Origin of the sequence: Actinocorallia herbida (assembly GCF_003751225.1) — a bacterium.
Taxonomy (GTDB): Bacteria; Actinomycetota; Actinomycetes; order Streptosporangiales; family Streptosporangiaceae; genus Actinocorallia; species Actinocorallia herbida.
The window spans coordinates 2669986-2682458 of the sequence record NZ_RJKE01000001.1 but is presented as its reverse complement, the minus strand read 5'-3'; the positions used below and the strand labels follow the sequence as shown (position 1 = coordinate 2682458).

Here is a 12473-nt window from a genome sequence, read left to right as displayed (position 1 = left end):
CGTCGCCGGCCGCGGCTTCGCCCGGCGGTCAGGCGGAGAGGAATCCCTCCTGGTGGGCGGTGGCGACGGCTTCGGTGCGGGTGGCGGCGTGCAGCTTGGCGAGGATGTTGCTGACGTGGACGCTGACGGTCTTGGCGGAGATGAAGAGGGCCTCGGCGATCTCGCGGTTGGAGCGGCCGGTGGCGAGGGCGCGCAGGACTTCGAGTTCGCGGGGGGTGAGACCGTGCGCGGGGCTCGTGGTGCGCAGGCGGGAGCGGAGGGCGGTGATCTGGGCGGACAGGGGCTTGGCGCGCAGGGATTCGGCGAGGGGGGCGGCCTCGGCGAGGAAGGCCAGGGCGGCGGCGCGGTCGCCGGAGGCCGCGGCGTGCTCGGCCGAGTGGTGCAGGGCCTTGGCCAGGTCGTAGGGGCGGGACAGGTCCGTCCACGCCTGCCGGACGGGCGCCCAGTCCTGCGGCTCGCGGCGGATCCGGGCGGCGTGCGCCTCGAACGTCAGGCGGTGCGCCCGTTGCAGCTCGCCCCTGGCCTCCATGGCGGCCGCCCGCGCCTCGAACGGGGCGAGGTCCCCGGGCGTCGCGCAGGCCGACACCGCGGCGACCAGCGCGGGCCAGGTGTACCGCGTCTCGTCGCTCATGTCGGCGGGCTCGATGAGCCGCGCGGCCGCGGCCAGCGCGAGATCCGGCCGGCCCTCGGCCAGCCGCAGCGTGATCTCCATGTGGACGATCGGCAGGTAGTCCTCGGCCCGCCGCAGCGGCCCGTCGGTCGTCGTCGCCCACGCGGACGCCAGCATGACGTCCGCGACGTCGAGCTCGCCGCGCGCGATGTGCACGGCGCCCGCCATGAACCGCAGCCCCGCCCGGTGCCGCCGCAGCGGCCTCCGTTCGATCGCCCGCTCGATGACCGCCAGCGCCTCGTCCCATCGGCCGAGCGCGATCATCGGCTCGGCCACGTTGATGCCCAGGACCGTGCCGGTGGTCCGGATCAGCCCGTACGCCTCGGCCTTGGCGATGCCGAGCCGGGCCACCCGGATCGCGTCCTCGTGCCGGCCCATGCCCTCCAGGACGTGCGAGCGGGCGAGTTCGAGGCGCAGGACGTCGTCGTAGTCGTCGCTCCGGGAGAGGAGCGGCTCGACCTCGTCGAGCATCGCCAGGCGCTCGGCGTCGGGGACGGGATGGCGGAGCGCACGGGTGATCAGCGCGCTGGCCACGGCGGTCATGTCGTCGACCTTCCAGCCGATCCGCAGGGCCTCCTCGACCGACGCGGTGGTCTCCGGCATGCCGTGCGGCAGCTTGTTCAGGCGGACGGCGAGCTGCGCCAGCGCCCGCGCCTTGACCTTGCCCTCGGGCAGCGCGGCGATGGCGCCGCGCATGTCGTCCAGCCCCTCGAGCCGGTTCTGCCCGAGCGCCAGGTGGCCGCGCACGCCCAGCAGCTTCGCCCGTTCCTCCGGGGTCTCCGCCTCCTTGAGCGCCTCGGTCGCGAACTGGATGCCCCGCTCCTCCTCGCCGGCCATCGCGGCGAAATCGGCGGCGCGGCTCAGCACCTCGAGCCGCCGGACGGGCGCGCGCCGCCCGTCGGGGACCCTGTCCCACAGTTCGAGGACGCGTTCGAGCATCCGGAGCGCCTCGGCGTGCGCGAACTGGCGGGCCGCGTCCTCGGCCGCCTCCCAGGCGCTCTCCAGCGCCTTGGCCTGCTCGTGCGCGGCGTACCAGTGGTAGGCGCGCTCGCCCGCGGCCCGGCCCGGCGCGACCAGCGACGGCTGCGCGGTCAGCGCCTCGGCGTAGCGGACGTGCAGGCCGTTCAGCTCACCGGGGAGCAGATCGTCATAGACGGCCTCGCGGATCAGCGAGTGCCGGAAGGAGTAGCCGTCGCCGTCCGCGACGAGGACGTTGGCCGCGACGGCCGGGCGCAGCGCCCGGTTCAGGGCCATGTCGTCGAGGCCCGCGACCGCGGTGAGCAGGCCGTGCGCGAACCGGGTGCCGCCCGCCGCGGCGACCCGCAGCAGCTCCCTGGTCTCCTCCGGCAGGCGCTGGAAGCCGATGAGCAGAAGGTCGCGCAGTGAGTCCGGCAGCAGCCTGCCGTCGATCCCGGCCAGCGCCTCGGCGAACAGCGGATTGCCCTCGCTGCGCTGGAAGACCTGCTCGACGAGCGCCTCGTCCGGTTCGCGGCCGAGCGTCTGGTGGAGCAGCCGCCGGGTCTCGGCGCGGGTGAACCGCCGCAGCTCGATCCGCTCGACGAACTGGACCCGCGCCAGCTCGGCCAGGAGCCCGCGCAGCGGATGGGCCCGGTCCAGGGCGTCGCTCCGGTAGGTGACGACGATCATCACGCGGCCGCCGAGGTTGCGGATGAGGAACTCCAGGAGGTCGCGTGAGGACCGGTCGGCCCAGTGCGCGTCCTCGATGACCAGCACCACCGGGCCGAGCCGTTCCAGCAGGGTGAGGACCAGCTCGAACATCCGGGCGCGCGACTCGCCGCCCGCCTCGCCGGCCTCACCGAACTCCGGCAGCAGCCGGGCCAGCCCGCTCGCCCCCGGCAGCAGCTCCCTGACCCGCTCGACCCCCACCTCGCGCACCAGCCCGCGCAGCGCCGCGCTGAACGGCGCGAACGGCAGCCCGTCCGAGCCGAGCTCCACACACCCGCCGCTGAGCACCGTGGCCCCGGCGTGCTCCGCGAACTCCCGCACCAGCCGCGTCTTCCCGATCCCCGCCTCGCCGCCCACGAGCACGATCGAGGGCACCTCGGCCAGCGCCTTCCTGAGCCGCTTCAAGTCCCGGACACGACCTACGAGGGGAGGAGAATCCACCCCTCAAGCATGCCACCCGACCCCGACGCCCTTCGAACGATTAACCGTCGGCCCCGCGCACGGTGGGTGATGGCGCGACCGTCTCACGGCGGAGCGGTGCGGGGAGGCGGGCCCACGTGAGGAGGTGCCACACCCACTCCACCGGGCCCCGGCGGTGGCGGCGGAGCCAGAGCACGCTCGCCGTCCACTGGAGGAGAAGGACGGCCACCAGGGTGATCAAGATCATGCCCGGTCGCGGGGCGCCGGACGGGTCCGCGAGGAAAGGCGCGGCGGCTAGGACCAGGACCGTAGCGGACAGGTAGTGGGTGAGGGACATCCGGCCCAGGGGGGCGAAGATCGCGGCCAGCGCCGGACGGAGCGGTGTCCGGAGCAGGAGCAGTAGGACGGACACGTAGCCGCCCGCCATGAGCAGGCCCGCGAACGCGGACCAGCGTTCGTCCCCGGGTGGAGCCTCCAACTGGAGCCGGAGGGCGGGTGCCGCGGCCGCCGCGCACACCGCGCCCAGGACCGCCGGGACGCGGACGGAGCGCTCGAACCCATCGAGCACGCCGTACCGGGTCAGCGCCGCACCGAGCAGCAGCAGGCCGGGCACCAGCGGCGCCCCGCCGCCGCCGAGGGCGAGCGGCGCCACGAGAAGCACCCCGGCGAGCACCGCGACGCTCCAGCGCGGCAGCCAGGTCGAGGGCAGCAGCACGCACAGGCCGACGACGGCGTAGAGGGACAGCACGTCGCCCTGCCACAGCAGGGACAGATGGGCCAGTCCGAGGGCGAGGAGCACCAGCAGCCGGCGCAGCAGGACGACCCGGGGCCGCCGTACCCGACGGCCCGCGGACTCCAGCAGCAGCGTGAAACCGATGCCGAACAGGACCGAGAAGATCGGGAAGAACCGCTGCTCGACCAGCAGCGGCAGCCAGGTCCCACCCCGGTCCGTCCCGAATCCGGCCGTCCCGAACCCGGCCTCCTCGGCGATCGGCCCGAGGTTCGCCGGGAGGATCCCGCACAGCGCGAATCCGCGCAGCACGTCCAGCGCGAGAACCCGCGGCCGGTCCCGCACGGCGACTCCCCTTCGTTTGCATAACCGGAACATGGTTCCGTATAGTTCGGAAGAGCATTCCGCTAGTCCCAAGCTACGGCGTCGACTGCCGCGCCGACCCTTGGACGGCCCTCTCGGGAGGAACCCCATGCAGTACCGCACACTCGGCCGGACCGGCATCAAGGTCAGCCCCTACGCGCTCGGCGCGATGATGTTCGGCGCGGCCGGCAACCCCGACCACGACGACGCGATCCGGATCGTCCACCGCGCACTGGACGCGGGGATCAACTTCGTCGACACCGCCGACGCGTACTCCCGCGGCGAGTCCGAGGAGATCGTGGGCAAGGCGCTCGAGGGGCGGCGCGACGACGTCGTGCTCGCGACCAAGCTGCATCTGCCGATGGGCGACGACCCCAACCGCCGCGGCAACTCCCGGCGCTGGATCATGACCGCGGTCGAGGACTCGCTGCGCCGCCTGCGGACCGACCGCATCGACCTCTACCAGATCCACCGGCCGGACCCCGACACCGACATCGAGGAGACGCTCTCCGCGCTCTCCGACCTGGTGCGCGCCGGCAAGGTCCGCGCGATCGGCTCGTCGACGATGCCCGCCTCCGACATCGTCGAGGCCCAGTGGGTCGCCGAGCGGCGCGGCCTGGAGCGGTTCCGCACCGAGCAGCCGACCTACTCGATCCTCAGCCGCGGCATCGAGGCCGAGGTGCTGCCCGTCGCCCAGCGCCACGGCATGGGCACGCTGGTGTGGAGCCCGCTCGCGCAGGGGCTGCTCACCGGGCGCGTCCGCAAGGGGCAGCGGACCGACCTGCTGCGCGCCGCCCGCTACCGGCACCTCAGCGACGAGCGCCGCCTGGACGCCGTCGAACGGCTCATCCCGCTCGCCGCGGAGGCCGGCCTGCCGATGACGCACCTGGTGATGGCGTTCGCGATCGCGCACCCCGGCGTGACCAGCGCGATCATCGGGCCGCGCACGATGGCGCACCTCGAGGACCTGCTCGCCGGCGTCGACGTCGCCCTCACCGACGACGTCCTGGACCGGATCGACGCCATCGTCCCGCCCGGCACCGACGTCGGCACGCTCGACATGGCCTACCTCCCCCCGGCCCTCCTGCACGCCGACCTGCGCCGCCGCCCCGTCGGGGACCGCTCCGCCGCCTGACGGCCCGGCGCGGCGTCAGCGGGGGCGGCGAAGGCCCTCGATGAGGAGGTCGACCAGGCGACGGGGGTCGTAGCGCAGGTCGGTCTCCGCGCCGATGCAGAGGTTCCCGATACCGCGCATGAGGGTGTAGGCGTCGACGTCCGAGCGGATCTCGGCGGCGTCGGCCGCGGCCCGGAGCAGGTCGGAGCAGACCGGGACGAGGCGGTCGATGAAGTAGGCGTGCAGCGCCTCGAACCCGGCCTCGTCGGACTGGAGCACCGCGGCGAGTCCGTGCTTGGTGACCAGGAAGTCGACGAACAGGTGGACCCACCGGGCGAGCGCGGCATGCGGTGAGGCGCTGCTCGCCAGCAGGGCGGGACCCGCCTCGGCGCAGGACTCCACCTGGTGCCGGTAGACGGCGATGATCAGATCCGCCCTGGTCGGGAAATGGCGGTAGATCGTGCCCACTCCTACCCCGGCGCGGGCCGCTATGTCGCGGATCGGCGCCTCCACCCCCGAGATCACGAAGATCGCCGCCGCGGCGTCGAGCAGCGTCCGCTCGTTGCGCCGCGCGTCGGCCCGTCTGCGCGGGGCCGCCCGCCCCGGGTCGCCGTCGCCCTCGTGCGCCAAACCGTTTCCCCCACCTCGGACCAGACAAGCGGAACAGCGTTCCGTATCATTGAATCGGAACAACGTTCCTGTTCTCATCATGCCAGATCAGGATGGAGAGTCCCATGCCGCGTTCCTCCCACCCGAGCTTCGGGATCATGACCGCGCCCATGCAGGTCGAGTACGCAGACGTCCTGCGGGTCTGGCGCGAGGCCGACCGGATCCCGCAGATCGAGCACGCCTGGCTGTTCGACCACCTCATGCCGATCGGCGGCGACCCCGCAGGCCCCGTCCTCGAAGGCTGGACCCTGCTCTCGGCCCTCGCCGCGCAGACCCGTCGGCTGCGCCTCGGCGTGCTCGTGACCAGCAACCGCTTCCGGCCGCCCGCCCACCTCGCCAAGATCGCCGCGACCGTCGACCTCGTCTCCGGCGGCCGGCTCGACTTCGGCATCGGCGCGGGCTCCCGCCCCTCCCACCCGCTCGCCCGGCGCGAGTACGACGCGCACGGCCTGCCCTTCCACGACGCCGCCCACGCCGTGGAGGGCCTCGCGGAATCCCTCACCGTCATCCGGCGGCTGTGGACCGAGACCGAGCCGTTCGACTTCGACGGCGCCCACCACCGCCTCACCGGCGCGTTCGGCAACCCCAAGCCCGTGCAGCGGCCCCACCCGCCGATCCTCGTCGGCGGCCGCTCGGCCCCCGTGCTCCGCCTGGCCGCCCGGCACGCCGACCTGTGGAACATCCCCGGCGGCGACCTCGCCGACGTCGTCGCCCGCAGCGCCCTCCTGGACCGCTACTGCACGGAACTGGGCCGCGACCCCGCCTCCCTCACCCGCTCGATCCACCTGCCCGTCTCCTACGACCGCCCCGGCCCGACCCGGGACGCCATCGCCGAGGCGATCGGCGCGGGCTTCCACCACATCGTCCTCGGCCTGCCCGACCCCTACCCCGCCGACGTGGCCCACTGGGTCGCCGACGAGCTCATCACCCCGTCGCGGCCGGCCGCCCCGACCGTCGGATAGCGGGCTGAGGCCGCCCGCCCGGCCGTCGGAGCGGGCGGGCGGGCGGGTCAGTGGATCCGGGTGTCGGGGTCGGGCCAGTAGGGGGCGCGGAGTTTGAACTTCTGGAGTTTGCCGGTGGCGGTGCGGGCGAGTTCGGCGCGGAACTCGATCGAGGTGGGGGCCTTGTAGCCCGCGGCCTTGTCCTTGCACCAGGCGATGAGGTCGGCCTCGGTGGCCTCCGCGCCGGGGGCGAGGACGACGAGGGCCTTGACGGTCTCGCCCCATTTGTCGTCGGGGACGCCGATGACGGCGACCTCCGCGACGGCCGGGTGGGAGAAGAGCACGTCCTCCACCTCGATCGAGGAGACGTTCTCGCCGCCGGTGATGATCACGTCCTTCTTGCGGTCGGTGATGGTGAGATATCCGTCGTCGCCGATCTCGCCGCCGTCACCGGTGTGGAACCAGCCGTCCGCGAGGGCCACCGCGCTCTCCTCGGGCTGCGCCCAGTAGCCCTCCATCACGACGTTCGAGCGGGCCAGCACCTCGGCGGTGCCGTGCCCGCCGCCCTCGGGGCGCGGAGCCTTGAGCTTCGCGCCGAGCGCGGGGGCGCCCGCGCGCACGAGCTTCGCGGCGCGCTCCTCGGGCGGGAGTCCGTCCCATTCGGCGCGGGCGCGGTTGACCGTCAGCAGCGGTGACGTCTCGGTGAGCCCGTAGATCTGGATGAACTCCCAGCCGAGCCGCTCCTCCACCGCCGCGACCGTCTTCGTGGGCGGCGGCGCGCCCGCCACGATGATCCGCACCCTGTCCCGGCCGGGGATCTCGCCCTCCCACGTGCGCGCGGCGTCCAGCACCGCGGCGACGACCGCGGGCGCGGCGCACATGACCGTGACGCCGTGCGCCGCCACCCGCCGCAGGATCTCCGCCCCGTCGATCTTGCGCAGGACCACCTGCGGGACGCCGAGCCCCGCCATCGCGAAGGGCATCCCCCAGCCATTCGCGTGGAACTGCGGGAGGGTGTGCAGGTAGACGTCGCGGTCGGTGACCCCGGCGTGCAGCGCGAGCGTCACCGCGTTGACCCAGAGGTTGCGGTGGGTGAGCTGGACGCCCTTGGGCCGCGCGGTCGTGCCCGACGTGTAGTTGATGGTGGCGGTCGCGCCCTCGTCCGGCTCCCACGGCGCCGGCTCGGCCCCCTCCGGCGCGAAGAGCGCGGCGTCGTCGCCCAGCACGAACCGGTGCTCGGCGGTGACGTCCCGGAGCGCCTCGTCCAGCTCGGGATCGACGTACAGGACCCGCGCGCCGGAGTGCTCGACGATGTAGCGCACCTCGTCGGGCCGCAGCCGGAAGTTCACCGGCACCAGCACCCGCCCGAACCCGGACACCCCGAAGAACGACGTCAGCAGCCGCGCGCTGTTGTGGCCGACCACCGCGACCCTCTCCCCCGGCCCGAGGCCCAGCCCGTCGAGGAACGCCGCCTGCCGCCGCGCCAGCGCCCCGACCCCCGCGTACGTCAGCGGGCCGAGCGGGGCCGCCGGCTGGTCCGGCTCGTCGACCACCCCGACCCTCTCGCCGTACACCTGCACGGCCCGCTCCAGAAAGTCGGAAACAGCGAACGGCACAATCACAAATCCTCCCGGATTCCGACACAACCCAACGAACACCGACCATTCCCCGCCCCGCAGCGCCCACACGCCCCTCGCACCCCGCGCCGCGAACCCGGGATCGCCCGCAGGAAGTATCCCCGCACGCGCCCTCCCAGCCCGCGCGCACCGCCGCCGGCCCCCATCCCGAGTCAGGAGACGACACACAGGGCGGAGACGCCCTGCGTGGGAATCCGTCCCCGACCTCCTCCTCACCCCCTTCGCGCCCCGCGACCGCGCCGCGGGTGTTAGTTTCGCTGCCCGTGACGAGGCACCAGGAAGAGACCAGGGCGGCCTATGACGGGGTCGTCGAGCTGTACGCGTCGCTGTTCGCCGACCGGCTGGAGACGCAGCCGTTCGCGCGGGCCATGCTCGGCACCTTCGCCGAGCTGGTGCGCGGGACGGGGAACCCGCGGGCGGCCGACGTCGGGTGCGGGCCGGGACATCTGACGGCCATGCTGCACGACCTGGGGCTGGACGCCTTCGGGCTCGACCTCTCCCCGGCCATGGTCGACCACGCCCGGCGGGCCCACCCGGCGCTGCGGTTCGCGGAGGCGCGGATGGAGGCCCTGCCGATCGAGGACCGCGCGCTAGGCGGCGTGCTGGCCCACTACTCGATGATCCACACCCCGCCGGAGGAGCTGCCCGCGCTGCTCGCCGAGCAGGCGCGCGTCCTGGCGCCCGGGGGCCTGCTCCTCGTCTCGTTCTTCGGCACCGACGGACCGGCGCCGATCCGCTTCGACCACAAGGTGGCGCCCGCCTACAGCTGGCCGGCGGACCGGTTCGCCGACCTGCTGGCCGGGGCCGGTTTCAGCACGTTCGCCCGGCTCCTCCACGACCCGGCCTCCGAGCGGGGCTTCCTCGACACCCACCTGATGGCACGCCTTTCCTGAATCGACGCCGCGGCGTCGCTCCCCCGCTTGACCTCGACCTTGGTCGAGGTCGCAGGCTGGGGTCATGGAACCTCCCGTGACACTTGTACTGGGGCCCGGCGGGCCGGCCGGCACCTCGTGGCTGGTCGGGCTCGCCCGCGGCCTGCGCGCCCGCTCGATCGACCTCGCCTCGGCCGACGTCCTCGTCGGCACGTCCGCCGGGGCGATCGCGGCGGCCGTGCTCGGCGGCGGCCGCGACCTCGCCGCGCTCGAAGACCTGCCCGCCGACTCGGTCCCGCTCCGGCCCTCGCCCCGGTTGCCCGAGGTGTTCGGGCTGCTCGGCGCGGGCGGCGATCCGGCGGAGACCCGGCGTCTCGCCGGACGGCTCGCCATGGAGACCGCGCCCGCCGCCGAAGCCGTCCATGTGGCCGGGATGGCGTGGCTGCTCGGCGGCGACCCGCCCTGGCCGGACATCCGCCTGCTGATCCCGACGGTCGCCGCCGACTCCGGCGAGCCCCGCGTCTGGACGTCCGCCGACGGGATCCCGCTCGTCCGCGTCGTCGCCGCGAGCACCGCCTTCCCCGGCACCGCCCCGCCCGTCGTGCTCGACGGCGCCCCGCACATCGACGGCGCCCTTCGCGCCGGCGTCAACGCCGACCTCGCGCCTCCCGGCGGCACGGTCGTGCTGGTCGAGCCGATGGCCCGGATGTTCCCCGGCGCGCCGCCGGCGCCGGGAGCCGTCCGCGTCGTGCCCGACGACGCCTCCGCCGCCGCCCTCGCCGACCCGCTGGACGTGACGGCCTGGACCCGCGCGCACCGCGCCGGACTGGCCCAGGCCGAAGCCGTCGCCCCGATCCTGGCCCCGCTCCTCGCCCGCTGATCCGTCACGCCGCCCAGAGTCGAACGCATGATTCTTCTATACTGGATATGCCATTCTCACCCCTGTCGATGGAGGCGTTGAATTGCCGAAGGGCATCATGGTCGTCCAGTCCCGGCCGAGCGATCCCGCCCGCGAGGACGAGTACAACGCCTGGTACAGCGGCACCCACCTCGCCGACGTCTGCGCGGTGCCGGGCTTCGTCCGCGCCCGCCGCTACAAGGTCCGCGACGCGGCGAACCCGTCCGGACACGCCTACCTCGCCGTCTACGAGATCGAATCCGACGACCTCGACGCGACCGTCGCCGAACTCAGCGTCCGTGCCGGAGACGGCCGCCTCCCCATGAGCGACGCCCTCCAGCTCGACCCGCCCCCGACCGTCGCCGTCTACGAACTCCTCGACTGACCCGCCCGGGGCACGGATCCGCCGGCCTCCCCCCGGTCGAACCCGCCCTGACCCCCTGATCCCATCGTCCCTGCCCGCCCGGACTCCCTCTCCCGGGCGGGAACCGGTCGCGGCCCGCTCAGGAACGGTTTCAGCGGCGTGTCAGTGTCGTGCCAGGGGTGCTCTCCGGGGGACTACACGCGGGTGGGCAACACCCTTCAGATCATCGCCGAGCTGCTCGTCGAGGCGGCCGACGTGCCCTGCGACCCGTCGGCGCTGCTCCCGTCGGTGGAGGCGATGCTGGCGCACAGCGCCCGCGCCGGCTCCTCACGCGGGATGACGCCCTCACTCGTCTACCGCTCCGAGCACTCCTGCTCCGGCGGGCACCTCGCCGACTCCGTCGACGACGGGCGGCAGGCCTGGGAGATCGGCCAGCACGCCGAGACCGGGATCTCCCGGACCTTCCTGGCGAACGTCCTGCTCAAGGCGCTCACCGCGCGCGGCGAGTACGGCGAGGCCGCCGAACTCCTCGGGCAGGTGCGGGCGACGCATGTGCCCGGCGTGACCCCGTCCATCTACGCGACCGGCTAGATCGCCGTGCTGATCGCGCTCGGCGCCTACGAGCGGACCCTGACGCTGTGCGACGACTGCGCGTCGGTGGGGATCGCCAACCCGCTCATCATGGGCTGGCGCGGCCCTCCGGTCCGCTGCCTCGCTCTGCTCGGCAGGCACGAGGAGTCACGGGAGGCCGCCGCCGGTCTCCTCGCCGTCTCCGAGGAGTGGGGCACTCCGCGCGCGATGGACCGGGCCCTGCGCTACGCGGCCTCGGTGGAGCCGGGCCCGGACCGCCTGGAGATGCTCGGCTCCTCCGTGCGCCTCCTCGAGGACACCCACTCCCATCCGGAGAGGGCCCACTCCCTGCACGCGTTCGGTGCCGCCCTCGTCGCCGCCGACCGCCCGGACGAGGCCGCGACCCGCCTCACCCGCCGCGTTCGACCTGGCCGCCTTCTGCGGCGGCCGCCCTCACTTCGCTGGGCGTCGCCGCCCCTCCCCCGCGCAGCCGCGCCCTGAGCCCCCTGGAGGCGTCCGCCGCGGCCCTCTCCCGCGAGGGCCTGTGCGACCACGAGATCGCCGAACGCCTGCACCTGTCCCTCCCCGCCACCCGCCGCCGCCTCGCCTCCGCCGCGCACGAGACGTCCCGCGCTTCGAGCGCCGACCCCGCCCGGTAGAGCCACTGACCTCCTCGGCGCCGCGGACCGGGCCAGGAGAGCGGTACCGACGCCGCCGGGCGGGGCACGGGGCCGGGATCAGGCGGGGACCACGGCGAGGCAGATGTCGTCGTCGTGGGCGGCGAAGTACCCGAACCGGGCCATGTCGGGCTGGGGGCCGGGGAGGAGGTAGGTGTCCGAGAAGTTCATGTCGGCGAAGACGGCGAGCTGGGCTTCGATGGCCGAGGTGATGTCGCCCTTCGCCGCGTGGAGGCGGGGGGCGATGGCGTCGTGGACGTCGCCGGAGAAGATCCCCGATTCGACCCATACATGCGACCATCTGGCGTAGCCGTGGAGTTTTCCGCCGGAGAGGTAGAACTCGACGTCGTACTTGACGTTGGCGGAGTAGTCGGGCCAGGTGTCGATCGCCACGTTGAGGTCCTGGTCGATGGTCATGAAGACGCGGTCGGCGTCGTGGCCGGGGAAGAACGTCCCGTAGACGCGGGGGTCTCCCTCCCGGGAGAGCTGGGTTCCGGCGGTCTGCGCGTCGAACATGGACGCGAAGGTGGGCGCGACCTGCTGGCGCAGCGGCACCAGGATGTCGCTGGGCGCGCGCACGACGAGCAGGGAGCTGGACACCACGTCGTTGAACGAGCTGCCGAAGTAGGACCACCAGGAGCTCGCCCCGCTCTCGACGTTGAGCGCCGCGAACCTCCCGTTGAAGTCGATGTGCTCGAACGCGAACGCGTGCCCGCGGTCGCCCTGCCCCCAGGCGCGCATCGACGAGAACACGTCGTTCGTGGCGCCCCATCGGTTCCAGTAGTACCGGTAGCCCCCGGAGTCCGAGGTCTTCGACAGGCCCTGGAAGTCCCGGTCCACCCACAGTGTGCTCACCACGGAC

At 73.7% G+C, this 12473-nt stretch carries 12 protein-coding genes; 7 read left to right on the top strand and 5 right to left on the bottom strand.

All coding sequences use genetic code 11. The features are described from left to right. Nucleotides 1-28 precede the first annotated feature (28 nt). Nucleotides 29-2797 (bottom strand): ATP-binding protein, encoded by a 2769-nt coding sequence (locus tag EDD29_RS47665; RefSeq protein WP_123664570.1) that lies wholly within the window; start codon nt 2795-2797, stop codon nt 29-31. A 40-nt stretch (nt 2798-2837) separates the two neighbouring features. Beyond that, entirely contained in the window at nt 2838-3851 is a 1014-nt protein-coding gene (locus EDD29_RS12555) for a DUF418 domain-containing protein (RefSeq protein ID WP_246052741.1), read from the bottom strand. A gap of 127 nt (nt 3852-3978) precedes the next feature. Between EDD29_RS12555 and EDD29_RS12550 the strand changes: the two genes are divergently transcribed. After that, nucleotides 3979-5004, top strand: a complete 1026-nt coding sequence (locus EDD29_RS12550; protein WP_123664568.1) for an aldo/keto reductase — start codon at nt 3979-3981, stop codon at nt 5002-5004. A 15-nt stretch (nt 5005-5019) separates the two neighbouring features. On the opposite strand, the gene EDD29_RS12545 is transcribed toward EDD29_RS12550, so the two are convergent. Next, nucleotides 5020-5613, bottom strand: a complete 594-nt coding sequence (locus tag EDD29_RS12545; RefSeq protein ID WP_246052740.1) for a TetR/AcrR family transcriptional regulator — start codon at nt 5611-5613, stop codon at nt 5020-5022. 104 nt (nt 5614-5717) lie between these two features. Here EDD29_RS12545 and EDD29_RS12540 point away from each other — a divergent pair, with 104 nt between their 5' ends. Then, the gene (locus tag EDD29_RS12540) at nt 5718-6614 is read left to right on the top strand and encodes an LLM class flavin-dependent oxidoreductase (protein WP_123664567.1); all 897 of its coding nucleotides are present in this window, start codon (nt 5718-5720) and stop codon (nt 6612-6614) included. Between the two features lie 47 nt (nt 6615-6661). Here the strand turns inward: EDD29_RS12540 and EDD29_RS12535 are convergent, their stop codons facing one another. Continuing rightward, entirely contained in the window at nt 6662-8209 is a 1548-nt protein-coding gene (locus tag EDD29_RS12535; protein WP_246052739.1) for an AMP-binding protein, read from the bottom strand. Nucleotides 8210-8493: 284 nt separating this feature from the next. Between EDD29_RS12535 and EDD29_RS12530 the strand changes: the two genes are divergently transcribed. The 5 genes from EDD29_RS12530 (at nt 8494) to EDD29_RS12510 (ending at nt 11435) form a co-directional block, all read left to right on the top strand. After that, nucleotides 8494-9123: a class I SAM-dependent methyltransferase gene (locus tag EDD29_RS12530; RefSeq protein WP_123664565.1), complete on the top strand. Its 630-nt coding sequence runs from the start codon at nt 8494-8496 to the stop codon at nt 9121-9123. A gap of 76 nt (nt 9124-9199) precedes the next feature. Then, complete coding sequence (locus EDD29_RS12525; RefSeq protein WP_170201377.1) at nt 9200-9982, top strand: patatin-like phospholipase family protein; 783 nt, start codon at nt 9200-9202, stop codon at nt 9980-9982. Between the two features lie 82 nt (nt 9983-10064). Beyond that, entirely contained in the window at nt 10065-10385 is a 321-nt protein-coding gene (locus EDD29_RS12520) for a DUF4286 family protein (RefSeq protein WP_123664563.1), read from the top strand. A gap of 183 nt (nt 10386-10568) precedes the next feature. Further along, nucleotides 10569-10955 (top strand): hypothetical protein, encoded by a 387-nt coding sequence (locus EDD29_RS12515; protein WP_170201221.1) that lies wholly within the window; start codon nt 10569-10571, stop codon nt 10953-10955. A gap of 6 nt (nt 10956-10961) precedes the next feature. Then, the gene (locus EDD29_RS12510) at nt 10962-11435 is read left to right on the top strand and encodes a hypothetical protein (RefSeq protein WP_123664561.1); all 474 of its coding nucleotides are present in this window, start codon (nt 10962-10964) and stop codon (nt 11433-11435) included. A 236-nt stretch (nt 11436-11671) separates the two neighbouring features. On the opposite strand, the gene EDD29_RS12505 is transcribed toward EDD29_RS12510, so the two are convergent. Continuing rightward, the gene (locus EDD29_RS12505; protein ID WP_148085938.1) at nt 11672-12466 is read right to left on the bottom strand and encodes a hypothetical protein; all 795 of its coding nucleotides are present in this window, start codon (nt 12464-12466) and stop codon (nt 11672-11674) included. Nucleotides 12467-12473: the final 7 nt, after the last annotated feature.